Below are 20,361 nucleotides of genomic sequence, written 5' to 3' on the forward strand. Positions count from 1 at the left end.
CCGTTGATGGCCGCTACTGATCAGAACGCGTTCTCATCGCTTTCTGCCGCCAGTATTGTGTCGGTCAGTGCATTGCTATTCACCGTCGCCTCATTCTGGTGGCTCAACGCCCGACAGGGGCGCCTGGAGTCGTGGGAGCCTCATTCCTTTGCAGCGATTGTCCGCGGCTCCATGACTCGCCTGCGGCTTCCGCTCGTCCTTCACAACAGCGGTGCCAAGCCGATAATCGTGCAGGACCTCAGATTGAGCTTCCCCGATGAGCCCGCCTCTCATCTGCCACTCCTGTGGACGTCTTCAGCATCTCGTCTCCAACCCGGGCCGGACGAGGAATCGGAGTTGCCGACCGGTTTCGTTGTGGCCGGCAGAGAGGCGCGAAAGCTCTTCATCGAGTTCGAGGCACCGTTTTCTGGGTTGGTTCCGGAGGCCCGTGACTACAAGGTCCAAATCCAAGTGAGGGTTGGCCACCGCAAGGGGTGGCGCTCGCTTCTGACGTTCACCTTGAGGACCACCAACATCATTCATCCCGACCAGTACACCGTCTACCACAACGCCCCTGTCGAACTGACGAAGGAAGACCAGAAAAAGGCAGACGCTGCGCTCCTGGAGCTGTTGGAGGGGCAGGAGAAAGGCGATTCCGCCAAGGGCGAAGCCAAGCGGCGAGACTCTTCGGACGACGAGGGCAACACCGGCACGGACCCGTGAACTTGTAGATCGTTCTTTTCCCACCGGGAAACGATCACCGAGGAGCGGGAGTCGCCCCTGACCAGCGCATGCCGTCGGTTCCCCCATGCCCTCCCGTGCGGCGGCCCTGCCCGCCTGCCGCCGCGCGCACCACGGGCACTCCCTCGCGGCCCGCGATGGTGGTGGCGGCGTCGAACCGGGCCCGCGCGAGTTCCGCGATGTCGTCTCCTGGCACGAGGCAGGCCAGCCGTCGGTGGCCTCGGGACAGCAGGTGCCGGGTGGCGAGTTCAGCGACGCCATCGCTCGTGATGACGAGGGTGGGGGCGCGCGGCTGGGCCTTCGGGCCGCAGGGGAGGACGGTGTCGACGCCAGCTTGGCCGAGCAGTTCGGCCGCCTCCGCCGGACACCGGTCCGCCTCGGTGAAGACGGCGGCGGGCCGCAGCTCCGCCCAGGCACGGGCGCCTTCGGCTCCGCAGGCCACGCGGTCGCCGTGGACGAGCGTCGGAGGCCGTGGTGCGCCAGCTCGCCGCTGAGCTCTTCGAGGAAGCGGTGACGGGTGGGGGCGAGGGGGAGCTGAGGCATCGGAACCAGGACGATGTGGCTTGCGGCCTGCCGCGCAGTGTCCGGGCGGTGCTGTGCGGGGCGTAGCCGAGCTCGCGGACGGCCGGCCGTCACACGGCGGCGGGTGTCGTCGTTGATCGGCCGGTCGCCCGGGCTGTTCAGGACGTACGAGCTGCATGACCCTGCCCGCTCCACGGAAATGCCCGGGGGCTGCTGTGGCGGCTCAGCGCTGTTTGAACGGTGGGGGAGCAGCGGGACGACGTCGTCGTAGCTCGGTGGGTACCTCCGCCCGGCGGCGCCGGCTAGCCTGACCCGCCGGCCCATGCCCAGTCGCACCGTGTCTGCGGATTGCTCCCAGATCGGCTGGGGCCTGCCTGGCCGTTACTGGTCGGCGCACCGCGACCGCGTCCGCCTCCCAACCGGCCCCCACGGCTGTGGGGGCCGGCAGTGCAGCCCTCAGTGCGATGGACTTGGTCGTCAGTGCAGGTGGCGGGCGTTGCTCTCGCCCCTCCTCTGTTCGAATTCGAATATCTAACTGTCGAACACGCAGGAATCTATGTTGGCCGGAGTAGACATTGGGTGGTGGTGTAGTTATGGTTTCTCTCGTAGCCAGAAGTCAGCAGGGCCCGGCAGAGACGAACTGCCAGGCAGTGGTACGGAAGTTGCAGTGCGTAGGACGGTGCGGTGGTGGAGTTCCGAAGCCAGAGCGGTTGCAGGACGGCGACGGGGCTGACGACCGGACCGGGTGGCCCGCAGTGATCAGGGGCCGCCGTCGGCGGGACCGCGGTCAAGCGGCGGTACCCGTCAGTGCAGTTCGCAGTACCCAGCAGTGAAATTGGTGAGCAGTACCTCGGTGAAGGCGTCGGCTGCGGGCGCGCGCACCGGGAGGTTCGGCAGTGGGGTTCTAAGCCAGAGCAGATGCAGGACGGGCAACGGGGCTGGCTGCCGAAGAGTGACGCTTGGCCAGGTCACTGAGCAGTTCGCAACACCAGCAGTACGCAGTAGCGCAGTACCAGCAGTATCAAGTCCCCCTGTTTAGTAAGTGGTTGATCACCGAGGGAAGAACGGAGGAACGAGCGCCATCAGGATCGCCCGGGCGGAGTGTTGAGCCCGGGTACCGCAGGACATCGATAGTGAGGTGGTCTCCGGTCAAGCAACCGCGATCCCCGCGCCCCCGACAACTCCCAGGTCGGGTCAGCGGACACAGAAGGCCGGCGCAGTTCCAGGGCCGGCAGATGGTGTGAATGTTCCTTCGGGGCCCTGGTGCCATATGGCACCAGGGCCCCTCAAGCGTGTTCCACAGAGAGGTGCAAATGACAGCAGACGACTCGTTCGACCGTCTCGAGGACGAGGACTACCCCGCCTACACGATGGGCCGGGCCGCCGAGATGCTCGGCACCACCCAGGGCTTCCTCCGTGCCATCGGTGAAGCCCGTCTCATCACCCCGCTGCGCTCCGAGGGCGGCCACCGCCGCTACTCCCGCTACCAGCTGCGCATCGCCGCGCGCGCCCGGGAACTCGTCGATCAGGGCACCCCCATCGAGGCCGCCTGCCGCATCATCGTCCTCGAGGACCAGCTCGAAGAGGCCCAGCGCATCAACGCCGAATACCGCCGCAACACCGAGTCGGGTTCACCGCCTGCGAGCTGAGGCGGCAACGGTCATCGGGCACCGGCAGGTCCTGCGCACACCTGCCGGGCGTGGGGCACAGGGGCGTGTTTCCGATGGTGACAGGGTGTGAGGGCGTGTAGCGTTTAGGTCAGATGTCGTGGTTCGGAAGTTCCCTATTGCCCGCGCTTCGGCGTGGGCGTTCTGCTGTGTGGTGCCGCAGGAACCAGGACGACCACCTCCGCCTTCCGCATGGTGCGGGAGGCGTTCGTGACTGGAAGGCATGAGACATGACTACGGGAACTGTGAAGTGGTTCAACGCGGAGAAAGGTTTCGGATTCATCGCCCAGGCTGGTGGCGGCCCGGACGTCTTCGCCCACTACTCGGCGATCAACTCCACGGGCTTCCGTGAACTCCAGGAGGGCCAGACCGTGACGTTCGATGTCACCCAGGGTCAGAAGGGCCCCCAGGCGGAGAACATCAACCTGGCCTGAGAATCCCCACCCGAGCCCATCATCGCCGAGTCGGTGCCCGGCGCTCCTGCCAGCATTCGCTGTCAGCCCTTGCCAGGGATGTCGTGTGCGTCCTCGCGTTCTTGCGAGGCTCGGGTGGGGGCTGCCTTGCGGAATGTGCGCCGGGGAAGCCGTTCCGCAAGGCAGCCAGCGGCCCCACGCGGAGGCGTCTGGGAGTGTCAGCCACCAGCACGGGCCGTTGCCCAGGACGCAGCGACTGGCGGCCACCGCCAGTATCAGGACCCGTACGGTCCCTCGCACGCGCGCCACGGCGGAAAGCCGCGGACACACCCTTCAGGTACTGCCACAAGTCGATCGTGGCGGGTGCCCCCAGCGTGCAGCCAGTCTCGCTATCAGCGTGTCCATACTGGCTTGCAGGTCTTCCTCCGCTCGCCTTCGTCGTCGTGGTCGGCCGGCCTCTTCCCGGCAACCGCAATGACTGCAAAGCATGGGCGGAATCCGGCGGCCAGGGACGCGGTTGGTGCCGCGCTGGAAGATTCTGCGTGATTGTCGCCTCGAGGAAGCGGCATCCACCACGCCATGCACGGCATCGCCCGTGTGCACAGCCTCAACCTCGCTGGATAGACAGCCCGTTCCCCGACGGCCAACGGCACCCCGACCATGTCGAAGATCGTTTACGGGAAAGGCCTTAGCTCGTGCGAGGTTGCCCAGGTGCGCCACTCACCGGGCGGTCGGCGCCGAAGAGTGGCCGTGCAGACCTGCCCTGGAGATCGGCGGCGAGCTGGCGGATCGCGGGGAGCCGGGCGAACAACGCCTCCCCGGGGCAGTCGGTGGCAAAGCCGTCGCGATGGCCGGAGATCGCGTTGAATGTGGCCGAAGTTCCCTTGGTGTAACGGCTCTTGTCATTCGTGGATGTCAGCCGCACTTTGCTGGTGGGGTCTACGCCCCGCAAGCCGAGTTTCCAGGCGGCGAGGGCCGCGATCCCGCGTTCCATGGCCGCCGGCACCGGCGTCCCTGGTCCGAAGGTGCCGATCGCCGCGATCCCCGTGGTGCTCTGGTTGAACCCGATGGTGTGGGAGCCGATGACGGGGCGGTCGGTACCGCCGGCGCGGCCTTCGTAGATGTTGCCGCATTTGTCGACGAGGAAGTTGTAGCCGAGGTCTCCCCACTTCTGGTCACGGGTCTGGCCCGTGTACAGATTGCGCAAGGTACGCGGGACGTCCGCGCACTTGTAGTCGTTGGGGGTGTCGGTGTGGTGGATGAAGATCGCCGCAACCCCTTGCGCGTAGTGGGCATGGGGGTCGCGCTTGGTCTCGTCGGCCCGCCACTGCGAACGCGACACGATGACGGGTCGAGGCGCTGTATGAGGGAATAGCACGGGCGCCGTTCCGAGGGGCGGGAAGGTCTGAGCGAAAGCGACAGCCGGCTCCGTAACCGCTTCGGCCCGCCACGCCGATGGAAGGGATTCCGACCTTGTCCCACTGATGGTGGCGGCCTTCGTCATTCCGGCCGGTGCCGCCACGAGAGGAACTGCCATAGGGATCGTGACCCACAGTGCTACTCGATGCAGACGCACAGGAAAACCTTCTTTGTCTCCCCGACAGGACGGATGGAGCACGTACGCCCAACAGTTTTGCGGGCGGAGGTTCGCTGCGCGCGCCGGGTTACGGCAGTCAGGCGAGCGTTTCGACGCTCAGCACCGCATCTGACGCTACGCGCTGTTCCACCAGGGATTTCGGGACAGCCCTTATACGCAGTCCTGGAACCCTCCCGGATGCGCGCGAACATGGTCTCGTAACGGATCGGGCTGGCGCGTTGGCGGCATAGGACCGCGTTCTCGTGCCGGAGTACGAGTACCGCGGCGGCCTTCGCGGTGTCGCTGCGCAGCAGCACCCCGGGGACGGACGACGGCTTGCGGGCCACCTTGTACAGCAGCGAAATGATCACGCGGTCATGGTGTCAGTGGTGATCGCTTGCCCGTGCCACCTGCGGCAACGACTTTCCGAGCCCCACAGGTTCGAAACCGTCCGCGCCCAACGGGTTTGAGCAGCAGCGGAGCCCCGTACCTTGATCGGTACGGGGCTCCGCTGTGATCGGTTAGGAGTCTTTTTGGGAGTTCAACTGCGGGAAGACCTCAACCTGCGGCCTCCAGGGCCACGCGCCGCCCGCGCTTCCAGCGGGCCTCGAGCTGGACCAGCCGGTGCTTCCGCATCTCAGGCGTGACGTCGGCGCCAAGAGTGACAAGGGGATCCAGGCGAGCCGGGCAGTCCCGGCCCGTCCGGATCCCCGGGCAAGAGTGGGAAGAACGGCGACGATGGAAGTAACGGCAGCGACGGCGTCGGCACCACCGGCCCGACCGGAGCCGACGGCAGTAACGGAGTGCCGGGACCGGCCGGCCCGCAGGACGAACCCGAGCCGGCCGGACCTGGAAGGACCCGCCGGACAGGACGGCGCAGACGGAGCCGACGGCAAGGACGGACACACCTGCCCCGACGGCTACAGCCTCCAGACGCCGGCCTACGACCCGGACGCCCTCGCCTGCCGACGCGACAATGCGCCGCCGACAACGGCGGCGACGGCCAACCCATGCCGCAGGCCGCCGCGTTGGATCCGCAGCGCCGCCAGTATTAGGAGCGCCATGCCCGAGCCCCGCCCCGCCACCCGCCGGGTCGACGACAGCGCCGCCGACATGATCAGCCTCGTCCGGCTCGGCCTGCCCGTGCACCAGCACCACCCGAGCCACGACAACCCTCCCCCGAGTCTCTCCCAACTACTTCCTCAGAATAGGGGGCACCCCCGCACCGTTCACCGGCTGATCGCCCATTCGACTGCGAAGCTGGACGAGACACAGAGGCCAGCGCCGCACTGTGGGATGTGATGCGGGCGATGGACCTCGATACCCCTCACAGGCAGGATTGGTCATGACGTGATCACCTCCTCGATGGCGCGCAGTTCGACTCATATCGCGCCGCCGTTGCTGGGGAGGTTGGCGTGGAACTGTCCTGACCAGCCTGGAGCTCCCTTGGTCAAGAGGGCTCAAACCGCGGGATAGATCTGCGAGGGGTTGCTGCGCCCGGATCGTCTTCCCACGCCCGCCATAACGGCAGCCCCGGCGGCTGGTCATTTGGGCGGCGAGGAAAAGACCCCGGCCGCCTTCATCCGTTGGACGGCCCCGGCGCAGGCGTGGCTGGGTGTTGCTGGGGTCGGTGACCTCGCACAGGAGTACGTCATCGCAGCCCAACCGGTCCGCCTGCGTAACGTACGGCGTTGGTGACGAGCTCGCTGACCACCAGTTCGGTGGTGAAGACAAGGTCGTGGAGCCCCCAGTCCGCGAGTTGGCGAGTGACCATCGAACGGGCGACCGCCACGGAGGTCGGATCCGCGGGGAGCGTCTAAAAGGCTGTGTCCTGCTCCCTGACGGTACGCGTGCGGGCGAGCAGAAGAGCGAGGTCGTCGGTGGGTGGCCCGGGCCGGTGTCGCGCTCCCGAACGTGCCCGCGGCGGCCACGACGGGCACGACGGGCACGGCCCTGTGGCGGATGTCGCTGCTCGTGTGTGGTTTCCCTTCGACGGTGAAGATGCGCTGTGACGATGTGCCGTTCTTCTCGGGTGTGGCTCAGGTGCGCACGGTCGCGCGCGCGTACGGGACGAGGCGGACGGGTCCGGTCAGCCCGTAGTCCTGCCGCTTGCCGCCGCCGAACACGGCGGGGCAGGCGACGCGGAGCCGGTTGAGCAGGGTCGTCGCCACCTCGACCTCGATCGTGTTGGCGCCGGGCCGCAGCCGGGACCCGAGGTCGGCGACGAGGGTGAGCTGGTCGACGGGCGGCAGGTCGTGGCCGTTGGCGCGCACGGTGAACGTGTCGAAGACGCCGCCCAGTTCGAGTACCGCGCCGTGCGTGCCGGGATCCCAGTCGTCGCCCAGACGGACGGTGGTGCGGTATCGGCCGATGCCGGAGACGTCCTCCAGGCCCGGCAACAGCGTCCAGGGCGCGAGGGCGTCAAGGTTCAACTCGTGCTGTTCATGGACGGTTTCGGTGGCGCTCGCGCCCGGCCGCCAGTCGTCGACCGTCAGCTTCCAGGAGGTGAGGGACACGGGGGAGGGGACGGGGCCGATCGTTGTGGCGACCGAGCGATCGTTGTCGAGGGTGGTGGTGTACGTTCCCGGGGCTGAGGCCCGGATCTCCAGGCGGCCGTCCTCGAGCACCCGGATGTCGTCGGCCTGCGTGGCCGTGGCGTACCGCTTCGGTGCCGCGCCGGACGGGCGGGTCAGGACCAGCACGGTGACGGCGCCTGGCTGCAGGTCCACGGTCAGCCGCACGCGGCCGTCGTCGGTGCGGGCGTACAGGGCGACCGGGGTGGCGGTGCCCGTCCATGGGTCGAAGCGGTACGGGATCGCGCCCTTCACGTGCGCGGTCAGTGTCACGTCGTGCGTGATGCGGGTGCCGGTCGAACCCTTCTTGCTCACCGCGTCGTTGGCGAAGAAGTAGTAGTCGGCGGTGCTGTCCGCCCGGTGGGCGTGCAGCAGCATCGAGGACTGGGCGTGCTCGACGTCGCGGGTCAGCCCGAGCGCGGCGATGGCCTGCGGTACGTCGGGCCGGTCGGCGACCGTGTGGACGGTCTTGAGCTCCTGCAGCTCATCGAGGAGCCGTACGAGCCGCTCGTTGTCGCCGGGGCGGGCGAGACCGGGGACGTGGGCGTCGGACCAGTCGCCGATGAGGATGACGGGCAGGCCCGCGCGGGCGTAGCTCAACAGCTTCTCGGCGACGTCGAGTTGGAGCGTGTGTTCCCGGTTGATCATGATGTCGCCGTCGACGAGCAGCGCCTTGAGCGCGGGCCCCTCGGGGGCCAGCCGTCCGTCGCGGACCACGGCGGACGGTAGGTCGAGCAGACGCGGGCTGAGGAACGTGTGCGTCCAGCCGACGGGCACGCCGTCGCTGGTGAACCAGGGCGCGCCGAGCCCGGATCCCGCGTACCCCTTCTGTCGCAGGACGCCGATGTCGACCCTGTTCACGCCGGTCTGGAGCACCTGCTGCACCCGGGCGAGGAAGTCGGCGATCTGCGGTGTGTGCCGCCACAGCGGCTGGCGCGGTCCCCAGGCCTCGCCATATCCGGCGGCTCCCTTGTACGGCGAGAACGCCGCGAAGCCGGGCCACTGGGCGCCCGGCGCGTCCGCGTACGCGAAGCCGTGGAACACGGCCTGGTTGACCCCGGCCGCGTACTGCGTGACCAGCTTCTTCAGCGTGTCGGTCCACTTGGTGGAGTAGGCGCCGCCGGCCGTGCCACCGGCCTCGTTCGACACGAGCGGCCTGCCGCCCATGTCGCGGCCGCCCGCCAGACAGCGGAAGTCGTCGAGGTTCTTGAATCCGAGGGACTCGCCCTCGGTGACGTCGAGCAGCGCCGACTTGTAGATGGCGTCGGTCTCCAGGCCGTACGGCTGGATGCGCAGCTTCAGGCCCAGCGTGTGTGCCCACGTCTGCAGCGGCCGCAGATGATGCTCGACGTAGAGCTCGGTGACGACCTCCATCACGTCGCGCCGGATCGCCTTGTCGAGCGACGGCTCGAAGCTGAAGGCGTACTTCTCCTTCTTCTCGACGAACGCCGCGAGGTGGGGGAGGAGGGAGTAGCCCATCCGCCGCTCGAACTCGGCGGGCAGCGCCGGGGTCCACAGCGTCGCGTCGGTCTCGATCTCGATGGAGTCCTCGAAGAGCGTGCCGCCCGTCTCCTTGAGCAGCGTCCGGATCGACGGGGTGAGGATATGTTCCTCCCAGAAGTCGGTCACCGCGCGCGTTCCCGCGTCGCTGAAGTGGTCGACGACATAGGCGAGGGGTGTGGTGTGGTCGCGGCCCTCCGGACGCTGACCCGAGCCGCGCTCCCAGTAGGCCACCAGGAGCCAGGCCGCTCCGTCGTCGGGCGCGGTCCAGGAGATGCGCCCGCCGGCCGCCCTGTCGGTGATGTCGGTGACCGTGTCCCGGTCCAGGCGGACCGGCACGGACGTCGGCGTGCTGCCCGCCGAGACCCGCACCGTCTGCACGAGCAGCAGCCGCTGGTCCGTGACGCCTTCCCCGGCCTCGCTCACGGCTTCCGGAACCGGACCTTCGTACGTGGTTCCTGACTCCAGCACGGCGACGCCGTGGGCGAGTTCCTTCGCGGCGGCCCGGCTGTCCGGCGTGATCGAAGGCACCGCGCCAGGCCACGCGGGGCCGATCGTCAGGTCCACCACCACATCGCGCTTCTTCGCCTCGCGCAGCGCCGCCTCCACCGCCGCACGCCAGGCCGCGGTACCCCAGCCGTAGCGGACCGTGTCCAACTGCTCGTCCATGCTGTGCGTGACCGCCGCGATCTCCACCCCGCCGAACCCGGTCGCGGCGATTTCCCGAATCTCCCGGGCGATTTCACCGGTGTCGACCAGAGCGTCGGGCCACCACCATCGAAACTTGGGTCGCACGGCGGCCGCGGGGTCGCGTAGGCCCACTGCCGAGGCCCCCGTGGCACCGGAACCCTGCGCGAGGGCCTGCCCGACAGCGGCCGAGGACAGCGCTGTGGCGGCCCCGGCCAAGGCGCCCATTCTCAACACGGTTCGACGGCGCAGGCTCATTACTCTCCTCGTCCCTGGCCAGTGCCAGTTGAACGGTTCAAACGATTCAATGGTGAGGTGCAGGAACCTACGTGCAGCTGTGACCAGTGGCAAGAGGTGTGCAACAAACGACCTGTACAAGCGGATTGACAGGCGATGTGGCCTCGCGCACAGTTGCCGACTGTGCCGACCGAAACGATTCAACTCGCGCTGGTTGCCGCCCGTACGGTGCACCTGCCACGTCGCACCCGTCACGCCGTGTTCTCCCCGTCGTACATACGCGCAGAAGGAGCCGTAGCATGCCCCGACCACAGCTGACGCGACGCAAATTCGTCGTCGGATCGGGAGTGGCGGCCGGCGCCGCTCTGGGAATGGCGTCCGGCGCGGCGAGCGCGGCACCGTTCCCCCCGGCCCCGGCCGCGTCCCGGACCGGTGCGGCCGAGGCCGCCCTCGCCGAGTTCCCGCTCTCCGATGTGACGCTCCTCGACAGCCCGTTCCGTGCCAACATGCGCCGCACCTGCGCGTACTTGAAGGCCGTCGATCCGGACCGGCTCCTCCACACCTTCCGCACCAACGTCGGCCTGCCGTCGGGCGCCGAACCTTGCGGCGGTTGGGAGGCACCGGACGTCCAGCTGCGCGGCCACACCACCGGGCACCTGCTGTCGGGGCTCGCGTTCGCCCACGCGAACACGGGCGACGAGGAATACGCCGACAAGGCCCGCCACCTCGTGAACGCGCTGGCCGAGTGCCAACGGGCCGCGTCCGCTGCCGGGTTCACCGCGGGCTATCTGTCCGCCTTCCCCGAGAAGGTCTTCGCCGACCTCGAGGCGGGCGGCAAACCCTGGGCGCCCTACTACACCATCCACAAGATCATGGCCGGACTGCTCGATCAGTACCGGCTCTCCGGCAACCACCAGGCCCTCGGCATCCTGGAGGGGATGGCCGGGTGGGTCGAGGCGCGGATGGGCCCGCTGGACGAGACGCAGATGCGCAACGTCCTGCGTGTCGAGTGGGGCGGCATGAACGAGGTGCTCGCCGCCCTGCACCTGACCACCGGCGACGCGACCGCGCTGCGCACCGCGCGCCGCTTCGACCAGGAGGACCTGTTCGCGCCGCTGGGCGCCGGACGCGACGAACTCGACGGACATCACGCCAACACTGAGATCGCCAAGGTCGTGGGCGCAACCCGCCTCTACGAGGCGACGGGAGAGGACCGCTACCGGGCGATCGCGGCGCACTTCTGGGACATCGTCGTGCGCGACCACTCGTACGTCATCGGCGGCAACGCCAACCAGGAGTTCTTCGGCCCGCCTGGCGAGATCGTCAGTCGCCTCTCCGAGGAGACCTGCGAGAACTGCAACACGTACAACATGCTCAAGCTCGGCCGCCGCCTCTTCCTGCACGACCCGGGCAAGGCCGCGTACATGGACCACCACGAGTGGGCCCTGTACAACCAGATGCTCGGCGAGCAGGACCCGGACTCCGAGCACGGCTACGTCACGTACTACACCGGGCTGTGGGCCGGTTCGCAGCGACAGCCCAAGGGCGGCCTCGGCTCCACCCCGGGCAGCTACAGCAGCGACTACGACAACTTCTCCTGCGACCACGGCACCGGCCTCGAGACGCACACCAAGTTCGCGGACACCATCTACTTCAGGGCGGCGGGAGCCGAGCGCCCCGCCCTCTACGTGAACCTGTTCGTACCGTCAGAAGTCCGTTGGCGGGACGGTGGGGTGACGCTGCGTCAGACCGGCGACTACCCGGACGCGGGCGACCCCGTCCGGATCACCGTCACCCGGGGCGCGGCAAGCTTCCAGCTCAAAGTGCGTATCCCCGGCTGGCTCTCAGACGCCGACCGGCCCCTCGCCGCCCGCGTCACCGTCAACGGCCGCGCCGTCGACATGTCGGACGCCGCGCCGGGCACCTACCTCACCATCGACCGGCACTGGAGCGCGGGCGACACGGTCGAGCTGGCCTTCCCCCGCGCTCTGACCTGGCGCCCGGCCCCCGACAATCCGCACGTGCAGGCCCTGTCCTACGGGCCGCTCGTCCTCGCCGGGGCGTACGGCACCACCGACTCGCCCACGATCCCCTCCCTGGACCGTGCATCCGTGCGCCAAGTCTCCCCGAGAACACCGGAGTTCACGGCGGAGGAGGCCGACGGCGCGGAGGTCTCCCTGCGCCCCTTTCATCAGATTCACCACCAGCACTACAACGTCTACTTCGCGACCGTGCCGCGTCCGGGCCGCCCCCGTGAGACCGCCCGCTATCTCCTCGCCGAGGGATCGGGCGGCACCGTGGCGGACGCGACCGGCACCCACGCCCTCGGCCGACTGACCGGCGGGGCCACCTGGACCACCGGCCGTGACGGGCGCACCGCCGCGGTCGCCCTCGACGGCGCCGACGGTCATGTCGCGCTGCCCGCCGGACTCATCACGGGACTCACCGAACTCACTGTCAGCGCCTGGGTACGCGTCGACACACAGACCAACTCGGCCCGCGTCTTCGACCTCGGGTACCACAAGTCGACGTATCTCTTTCTCGCCGCCCGCACCGGCACCGGACGGCCCCGGGCCGCACTGAAGATCGCCGGGATGGAGGGCGAGGACTTCGTCGACGCCGATGCTCCCCTGCCGACCGGGACCTGGGCCCATGTCGCACTTACCGTCGGCGACGGCCGCGGAGTCCTGTACGTCGACGGAGTCGAGGCCGGCCGGAACGACGCCTTCGTCTCCTCGCCGCTGCTCCTGGGCGCGACGACCCGCAACTACCTCGGCCGGTCCCAGAACCCCAGCCACCCGTACCTGCACGGCGCCATCGCCGGATTCCGCGTCCACAACCGGGCGCTGCCCGCCGCCGATGTCGCGGCACTCGCCCGCGCCTGAGCCCCCCCCGCTCACTCAGCAAGCGCCCCAGTCAGCTGCCTCAGTAGAAAGCCTCTCGCCATGCCAGAACAGCACCCCGCCCTGTCCAGACGCGGCTTCGTCGCACTCTCCGCGCTGACCGCCGCCGCCCTCACCGGAGGCCTGCCCGGTGTCGCGCTCGCCGACGCCGGCGCCACCACCTTCGACGCGGCCACCTTCGCCGACCCGCGCCGCGACAGCCGGCCCGCCGTGTACTGGTACTGGAACGGGCCCGTCACGCACGAACTCGTCGATACGCAGATGGCGGACCTGCGGGCCAAGGGCCTGTACGAGATCGTCGTCTTCCCCTACGACAACGCGGAGATGCAGCCCGCCTTCTTCACCGAGGGCTGGTTCGACATCGTCGGGCACGTCCTGGAGACCGCCGAGAAGACCGGCATGAAGGTGTGGCTGTTCAACGACAACCACTTCCCCAGCGGCCGCGCCGGATACTTCGTCACGAAGGGCGGCACGGTCGGTTCGCGGACCTACGAGCCGCGCCCGGACCTGCGGCTCAAGGGGCTGTGGCGGTCGACCGCCATCTTCCAGGGACCGGGAACCGTACGGCTGTTGGACACGACCGGGGTCGGGGTGGACGCCGGGCAGCTCGTCGCCGACGCCGCCGTCCTCGCCGGACCGGCCGTGCTGCGCGCGGGCGGTGACTGGGGCGACTGCACCGTCACCGCGAGCGCCAAGCCCGATGTCCTCGCCACCGGACTGCTGGTGCGCGCCTCCTCCGACGGCCGCGACGCAATCCTCGTCGAGTTCGACCAGACCGGCGTCGTCACCCTGTCGCGCGTCGCCGACGCCGAGGTGACACAACTGGCGAGGTCCACCCGCACCGACGGCTTCAACAAGACCAAGTTTCACACCCTCGCCGTCACCGTGAGCGGCGCCACCGTCTCCGTCACCCTCGACGGAAAGGACAAGGGCACCGCCACCGACGACACCCTGACCCACCACAGCGTCGGAGTACATGCCCGCGACGGGCAGCGCTCCCTGTGGGAGGAGCTGAAGGTGACCGGCGCGGACGGCGCCGTCCTCTACACGCAGACCTACGACGGTTCGTCCGCGGCCGGGGACTTCGCGGCCAGACCCGCGCCGAAGGGCGCGCCTGTGCCCGCCGCGGCCACCGCCCGCCCGGTCGGGGCTACCGACGCGGCGGACCTCGTCGAACTCACCGGCCGTATCACCGAGGGGAGTTGGCGGATCCCGGACGGCGACTGGCAGATCGACCTGTTCGGCGCTGTGGAGCTCGTCGACGACTCGACAGGCTACGCCCGGGGCTACCTCGACCTCCTCGACGACGAACCGGTCGAACTGTTCCTGGACATCGTGCCCGGCGAGTACCACCGCCGCTTCCGCCGCTACTTCGGCACCGTCATCAAGGGCTTCTGGGACGACGAACCCTTCATCGCGTCCGCCCAGCCGCACTCCTTCAAGCGCCGGCCCTGGTCGCCCACGCTCGCCGCCGCCCTCGACGCCGTCGACGCCGAGCCGGGTCCGGCGTACGCGAGCGCGTTCGACGACCTCGGCGAGCGCGGCCGTGTGCTGCGCGGACGCTACTGGCAGGCCGTCTCCGACCGGTTCTCGCGCTACTTCGAGAAGCAGTCCGAGTGGTACGCCGAGCGCGGCGTGCGGCTCGTCACGAACCCGCTGTACGACGAGACGGCCCCGTCCAAGCGGATCGCCTCCACCGGCGACCTGCACAAGGTCAACCAGTGGGCGCAGGTGCCCGGGGGCGACTGCATCACCGCCGAGTACCAGCTGAACACCCCGACGACGGACCCCCGCAACCCGGCATCCGTCGCCCACCAGACCGGCCGGCCGCGCGTCCTCATGGAGATGTTCGGCAACATGGGCTGGCAGATCGCCCCGGACTTCATGCGGGCCCTCGTCGGCGCGTACGCCACCCGAGGCATCAACCTCGCCGTCCTGCACGCCCTCTGGACGGACGAGACGCACGTCTTCTTCGCCCCGCCGTTCGGCCCCCGCAACCCCTGGTGGTGGTCGATGCCGCCGGTTTCCGCGTGGATCGGACGCGTCATGGAACTGGCCCGCGGCACCTCCGGCGCCCGCACCGCACTCCTCCAACCCCAGCGCGCCGCCGAGCAGTTCACCGGGACCGACCGGCAGGGCGAGGTCGACGACGCCTTCGCGGACGCCGCCTATGCCCTCGAACGTGCGCAGGTCGACTTCGACTTGGTCCACGAGGGCGCGCTCAGCGGCGACAAGGCGCTGCTCGCGCAGGCGGAGACCGACGACGGGGTGCTGAGGGTCGGCCGGGCGTCGTACGAGCTGGTGGTCATCCCTGCGACACCCGTACTGGACACGGCGACGGTGCGTACTCTGGCCGCCTTCGTCCGGTCCGGTGGCACCGTCGTCGCGGTCGGCGATCTGCCCGCGCTCGCGGCCGACGGTGACGACGCGGCGCTCAGCCGGGAGCTGGGCACACTGTTCCGCAATGAGCGCGCCACCCTCGTCGCAGGCACCGACGGACTGGCCGCGGTGGCGCACGGCGCATCCGCACAGGCCGCTGTCCTCGAACCCGCCGCCGACGCCGTCCGCGTCCTGCGCACCACGCGCGGCGCCGACACGGCGTTCCTGTTCAACAACGAGAGCGGCACCCGAGTGACCACCACGGCCCTGCTGCCCGCGCACGGCGAACCCGAACTGTGGGACCCGGCCACCGGCAGGGTCCGGCCCGCGCCCGTCCGCGCACTGCCCACTCATGACGGTGTCCGCCTGGCACTGGTCCTCGACCCGTACGAGACGCTCGCGATCGTCGTGCGGCACCGGGCCGAGGCCGCTCCGTATGTCACCGACACCGACGGCCTTCCGGTCACCGCGGTCACCGCTGTGACGCGGAGCAACAAGAGCCTGCGAGTGACCCTCCTCGCCCAGGACCCGGGCACCCACCGCCTCACCGGCCGTGACGGCAGCACCTCGTACACGGGAACCGCGAAGGTCACCGACCCGCTGACGGCGATCCCCGTCGACGGCGACTGGACCCTCACCCTGGCCAAGGACGGCACCGAACCCGTCACCCGGCCGCTCGGCAGCTGGAGCGACATCGCGCCCCTTTACTCCGGCAGCGGCACCTACACCAAGGACATCACGCTCGACGCCGCCGCGCTGCGCGGGCGGCGCCTCCACCTCGACCTCGGCACGGTCCGCGAGGTCGCACGGGTCACCGTCAACGGCAAGGAGTTCGCGCCCACGCTCTGGGCCCCCTACGTCGTGGACGTGACGGACGGCCTCAGGTCCGGCGTCAATCGGATCTCCGTCCGTGTCTCCAACACCCTGTCCAACGAACGCAACAAGCCGCTGCCGTCCGGCCTCCTCGGCCCGGTTGTCCTGCGCCCCCGCCTGCCCCTCACCGTCGACCTGGCGCCGACCCGCGCCTGACCCCGGAGACCTCCGCCATGATTCGACGTAGACACTCCCTGTTGCTCGCGACCGCCCTCACCGCACTGGTCACCGTGGCACCGTCCGCCGTGGCCGTCCCCGCAGCAGACAGCACGACGACCGCGGTCGAGCTGCGCACCCAGCACCTCGACAGCGCCCTTGGCATCGACGACACCACCCCCGAACTGAGCTGGCAGCTGCGTGGCGCCGCCCAGAGCGCCTTCCGCCTTCAGGCCGCCACGAGCAGCGCCGCCCTCGCCGCCGGGCGCCCCGACCTGTGGGACTCCGGAAAGGTCGACTCGTCTGTCCCGCAAGCCACTTACGCCGGCCGTGGCGTCGCCTCCCGCACCCGCGTGTACTGGCGCGTGCAGCTGTGGACGCCGGGCGCAGGGCACGCCGCCGCCTGGAGCGCGCCCGCTGCCTTCGAGACCGGCCTCACCGAGGCGAAGGACTGGTCCGCCGCCTGGATCACCAACAAGGACTGGGAGCTGAGCAAGCGCACCGTCCAGCCCGTGACCGTCGAACTCCCGCGCACCACCGCACGCTACGTACGCCTCGACGTCACCAAACTCGGACTCCCGCTCGCCGACGACTTCCCGGCCCTCGCCCACCGCCTCCAACTCGCCGAGATCGAGGTCCGCGACTCCGCCGCCCCGGACACCGATCTCGCCCAGGGCGCCACCGTCACCGCGTCCGAGACCGACACCGAACGCAAGGTGTGGGAACCGAAACTCGCTGTCGACGGCATCACCAACAGCGCCTGGGACCAGGGCGCCGGCTATCAGAGCCAGACCCACGACACCGCCGACGCGCCCGTGACGCTCACCCTCGACCTGAAGGAGGCCAAGACCTTCGACCGTGTCGTCCTGTTCCCGCGCGCCGACCAACTCGCCGACGACGGCCGTGTCCCTGACTTCCCCGTCGACTACAGTCTCGCCACCGCCGACGCGGCCGACGGCCCGTACACGACGGCCGCGAACGTCACCGGGCAGAAGCCGCCCGAGCCGTACCTGCCCTCCGGACTCCCCATGTTCGCCAAGGACTTCACCCTCCCCAAGGGCGTCCGCAGGGCCAGGCTCTACATGGCGGGCCTCGGCGTGTACGACGCGAGCCTCAACGGCCAGCCCGTCGGCGACGCCGTCCTCGAACCCGCCAACACCGACTTCGCCGACCGCGTCCAGTACGCCACGTACGACGTGGCCCACCAACTGCGGGGCGGAGCCAACTCATTGTCGGTCGAGCTCGGCAACGGCATCTCGAACCAGCTGTCCACCGCGGACCGCTACCGCAAGCTCTACGGCAACCAGGCCGACCCCAAGCTCATCGCCCAGCTGGAGGTGACCCTCGCCGACGGCACCGTCCGCCGCATCGCCTCCGGAACCGACTGGCGTACCACACTCGGCGCCACCACGTCCTCCAACTGGTACGGCGGCGAGGACTACGACGCGCGCCGTGTCCCCACCGGCGACCACTCGACATGGGACCGTGCCACGCAGGCCGACGCCGCCGGCACGCCCGCCGTCCTCAGCGCCCGCGAGACCGAGCCGGTCCGCGTCGTCGAGACCCTCAAGGGCACCGAGGTCTCCGGCGCCGCGGACGGCAGCCGCATCTTCGACCTCGGCCGCAACATCGCCGGCTGGCCCGAGCTCACCGTCACCGCCCCCAAGGGCACCACCATCCGTGCCTACCCGGCCGAGAGCCTCAAGAACGGCCACGCCAACCAGTCCATCAGCAACGTCGGCGCACCACTGTGGGACAGCTACACCACCGGCAGCGCCGACACCGAGACCTGGCACCCGAAGTTCAGCTACCACGGCTTCCGCTACGTCGAGATCCGCGGCCTGCCCGCAGGGGCGACGGTGGCGGTGCGCGGCAAGGTGCTGCGCGCCGACAACGCCTCCGCGGGCACCTTCACCAGCTCGAACGACCTCATCAACGGCATCCACCGGATCACCCGCCGGGCCGTCGAGGGCAACATGATGAGCGTCCTCACCGACTGCCCCAGCCGTGAGAAGCTCGGCTGGCTCGAACAGGACCAGCTCGTCTTCCCCACCCTCGCCGCCAACTACGACATGCGGTCCTACCTCCGCAAGATCGTCCGCGACATGGCCGACGCGCAGACGACGGACGGCCTCATCCCCTCCACTGTCCCCGACTATGTCCAGCTCCCCGGCACCTACCGCAACGACGCCAACTGGGGCGGGGCTTTCGTCCTCGTGCCCTGGCAGCTGTACACGACGTACGGCGACAAGGAGACGCTGCGCGCCTACTACCCGCAGATGAAGAGGTACGTCGCGTTCCTGGAGCAGAAGATCTCCGGCGGCATCCTCGACTACTCGCTCGGCGACTGGTTCACCCCGGACACCACCTTCCCCAAGGCCGTCTCCGGCACGTACGGCTACTGGCGCGTCGTGAACGCGCTCAGCGACATCGCCCGCGTCCTCGGCGACGACACCGGCGTGGCGACGTACCGGGCGAAGGCCGACGCGAGCGCGAAGGCCCTGTCCGACAAGTTCTACGACCAGCAGACCGGCACGTTCGGCGGCGGAGGCCAGGGCGCCGAAGCACTCGCTCTCGACATGGGCGCGTACCCGGACGGTCAACGAGCCTCTCTGCTCGCCCACTTGGTGTCCTCGATCGAGTCCGCCGGCCACCACCTCCTCCTCGGCGAGATCTCGCTGCCCGCCGCGTTCCGCGTGCTGTCGGAGGCAGGCCGGGACGACGTCGTCTACAAGATCGCGACGCGGACGACGTCCCCGAGTTACGGCTACCAGGTCCTCGCGGGCAACACCACGCTCGGCGAGAGCTGGGACGGCGGCTCCGGCCAGTCGCAGAACCACTTCATGCTCGGCGCGATCGACGCCTGGTTCACCCAGCGGCTCGCCGGACTCGACCAGACACCGGACTCGGTCGGCTACCGCGAGCTGCGGATCGCCCCGGCCGCCGTCGGCGACCTCACCTCGGCCGGCGCCACCCACACCACCCCGTACGGCGAGGCCGCGACCCGGTGGAGTCTGGACGGCGACCGGCTGAGTCTCGCTGCGAAGGTGCCGGCGGGCAGCACCGCACGCGTCGAGATGCCCGTCAGCTCCGGCGACGTCCACGCTCCCAAGGGTGCGCGGTTCGTCGAGAAGGCGGACGGCGTCGCGACCTACGAGGTCGGGGCCGGCATCTGGACGTTCGCATCGACGTACGAACCAGCTGCCTGAACAGCCCTTTGCCAGGCGTCGGGCTGGGCGAGGCGGCCGCACCCCCTGTGGTCGTGTCCCCGGCCGCCTCGGCCAGTGCACCACCAGTTACGCCGCCGACCGGATCGCGAACGCGCGCACCCTCGACATGTACCGTGATTCCGCAGGCGGTTGGCACACGACCGAGATCCCCGGTCCGCCCCGCCCTGCTCCACGCAGCGCAGCCGCCTCGCCTTCGACCCGCACGACCAACGCGTACGCGGTGATCCCGCGCGGGAAGATCGTCGCCGCTTCGGCCACGAGCGGCTGGACCGACTGGCAGATTGTGTACGACAGCACAGACCTGAACGCGTACGGCGAGGTCCTCATCGACGGCTCCAGCCCGGGACCACGATGAGACCCGGCCGGCGCAGGTGCTGAACCGGGGGTCGGCCGTACCGCTATCCGCAAGTGCGCCCTGAGCTGGCCCTTCGCCTCGCCCGTTCGTCGCCGCATGCGGCCGGCGGGTCTATCTGAAAAGCGGCGGCCACACCCACACCCCGGCCTTGCCGGTGGAGGTGTGGGATGACCAGCCGCCTGCGGACGGCGGGGTGTGGGGGAGGCCCAGGGTGAGGGGGACATGGATGTCCCGTCCGGCCAGGTCAGGGTGTGGACCCACGGTGGGCCGTGCGAGGACGCGATTGAGCTCCGTGAGGCGTCGACTCGCTCGTGAGCCTGCGCGCGCCCTCGCTCTGCCGCTGGACGTCACCAGTCCCGACGCGGCACGCGCGGCGGTCGACGTCGCGCTCGCCCGCTTCGGCCGCATCGATGTGCTCGTCGCCGTCCGAGGGCATCGTCGTGGCCTGCGAGCCGGGCTGAACGCGTGATGTGGGTAACGCGGAGGGGGTCGGGCTTGTGAAGCACCCCATAGGAGCCAGATCACATACTAATGGTGGTAGTAGCGACTGGGGCCGCCCTGAGGCCCACA

11 protein-coding genes and 2 pseudogenes are annotated in these 20,361 nt (G+C 69.5%); 9 read left to right on the plus strand and 4 right to left on the minus strand.

The features are described from left to right. The first annotated feature begins 6 nt into the window (after nt 1-6). Nucleotides 7-702, plus strand: a complete 696-nt coding sequence (locus tag OG574_RS40930; RefSeq protein ID WP_326777306.1) for a hypothetical protein — start codon at nt 7-9, stop codon at nt 700-702. 34 nt (nt 703-736) lie between these two features. On the opposite strand, the gene OG574_RS40935 is transcribed toward OG574_RS40930, so the two are convergent. Further along, the gene (locus tag OG574_RS40935) at nt 737-1,162 is read right to left on the minus strand and encodes a hypothetical protein (RefSeq protein WP_326777307.1); all 426 of its coding nucleotides are present in this window, start codon (nt 1,160-1,162) and stop codon (nt 737-739) included. Between the two features lie 1,393 nt (nt 1,163-2,555). On the opposite strand from OG574_RS40935, the gene OG574_RS40940 reads away from it, so the two are divergent. The 3 genes and pseudogenes from OG574_RS40940 to OG574_RS40950 all read left to right on the plus strand — a co-directional run. Further along, nucleotides 2,556-2,891, plus strand: a complete 336-nt coding sequence (locus OG574_RS40940) for a MerR family transcriptional regulator (protein WP_326773095.1) — start codon at nt 2,556-2,558, stop codon at nt 2,889-2,891. Between the two features lie 248 nt (nt 2,892-3,139). Then, complete coding sequence (locus OG574_RS40945) at nt 3,140-3,343, plus strand: cold-shock protein (protein ID WP_326709878.1); 204 nt, start codon at nt 3,140-3,142, stop codon at nt 3,341-3,343. A gap of 416 nt (nt 3,344-3,759) precedes the next feature. Continuing rightward, a pseudogene (locus tag OG574_RS40950) lies at nt 3,760-3,946 on the plus strand (IS5/IS1182 family transposase); the annotation flags it as partial. A 64-nt stretch (nt 3,947-4,010) separates the two neighbouring features. On the opposite strand, the gene OG574_RS40955 reads toward OG574_RS40950, so the two are convergent. From OG574_RS40955 to OG574_RS40965, 3 genes and pseudogenes are all read right to left on the minus strand, one after another. Next, nucleotides 4,011-4,664, minus strand: a complete 654-nt coding sequence (locus OG574_RS40955; protein WP_326777308.1) for a peptidoglycan recognition protein family protein — start codon at nt 4,662-4,664, stop codon at nt 4,011-4,013. Between the two features lie 1,716 nt (nt 4,665-6,380). Next, nucleotides 6,381-6,786: pseudogene (locus tag OG574_RS40960) on the minus strand (ATP-binding protein); the annotation flags it as partial. A 151-nt stretch (nt 6,787-6,937) separates the two neighbouring features. Further along, nucleotides 6,938-9,886 (minus strand): glycosyl hydrolase, encoded by a 2,949-nt coding sequence (locus tag OG574_RS40965; protein WP_326777309.1) that lies wholly within the window; start codon nt 9,884-9,886, stop codon nt 6,938-6,940. Between the two features lie 308 nt (nt 9,887-10,194). On the opposite strand from OG574_RS40965, the gene OG574_RS40970 reads away from it, so the two are divergent. From OG574_RS40970 to OG574_RS52855, 5 genes are all read left to right on the plus strand, one after another. Continuing rightward, nucleotides 10,195-12,780 (plus strand): beta-L-arabinofuranosidase domain-containing protein, encoded by a 2,586-nt coding sequence (locus OG574_RS40970; RefSeq protein ID WP_326777310.1) that lies wholly within the window; start codon nt 10,195-10,197, stop codon nt 12,778-12,780. A 60-nt stretch (nt 12,781-12,840) separates the two neighbouring features. Further along, nucleotides 12,841-16,206: a glycosylhydrolase-like jelly roll fold domain-containing protein gene (locus OG574_RS40975; RefSeq protein ID WP_326777311.1), complete on the plus strand. Its 3,366-nt coding sequence runs from the start codon at nt 12,841-12,843 to the stop codon at nt 16,204-16,206. Nucleotides 16,207-16,223: 17 nt separating this feature from the next. After that, nucleotides 16,224-19,415, plus strand: coding sequence for a family 78 glycoside hydrolase catalytic domain (locus OG574_RS40980; protein ID WP_326777312.1), 3,192 nt, complete (start codon nt 16,224-16,226; stop codon nt 19,413-19,415). A gap of 127 nt (nt 19,416-19,542) precedes the next feature. After that, on the plus strand, nt 19,543-19,791 hold the full coding sequence (locus OG574_RS40985; protein ID WP_326777313.1) for a hypothetical protein: 249 nt from the start codon (nt 19,543-19,545) through the stop codon (nt 19,789-19,791). Between the two features lie 292 nt (nt 19,792-20,083). Then, nucleotides 20,084-20,260, plus strand: a complete 177-nt coding sequence (locus tag OG574_RS52855; RefSeq protein WP_442816879.1) for a hypothetical protein — start codon at nt 20,084-20,086, stop codon at nt 20,258-20,260. Nucleotides 20,261-20,361 lie beyond the last annotated feature (101 nt).

Source organism: Streptomyces sp. NBC_01445, assembly GCF_035918235.1.
In the GTDB taxonomy this organism is placed as follows: Bacteria; Actinomycetota; Actinomycetes; order Streptomycetales; family Streptomycetaceae; genus Streptomyces.

Coding starts and splice junctions, on each gene's coding strand:
- OG574_RS40985 (WP_326777313.1), top strand. CDS start 19,543: ATGTACCGTGATTCCGCAGGCGGTTGGCACACGACCGAGATCCCCGGT.
- OG574_RS40945 (WP_326709878.1), top strand. CDS start 3,140: ATGACTACGGGAACTGTGAAGTGGTTCAACGCGGAGAAAGGTTTCGGA.
- OG574_RS40940 (WP_326773095.1), top strand. CDS start 2,556: ATGACAGCAGACGACTCGTTCGACCGTCTCGAGGACGAGGACTACCCC.
- OG574_RS40970 (WP_326777310.1), top strand. CDS start 10,195: ATGCCCCGACCACAGCTGACGCGACGCAAATTCGTCGTCGGATCGGGA.
- OG574_RS40980 (WP_326777312.1), top strand. CDS start 16,224: ATGATTCGACGTAGACACTCCCTGTTGCTCGCGACCGCCCTCACCGCA.
- OG574_RS40965 (WP_326777309.1), bottom strand. CDS start 9,886: ATGGGCGCCTTGGCCGGGGCCGCCACAGCGCTGTCCTCGGCCGCTGTC.
- OG574_RS40930 (WP_326777306.1), top strand. CDS start 7: ATGGCCGCTACTGATCAGAACGCGTTCTCATCGCTTTCTGCCGCCAGT.
- OG574_RS40975 (WP_326777311.1), top strand. CDS start 12,841: ATGCCAGAACAGCACCCCGCCCTGTCCAGACGCGGCTTCGTCGCACTC.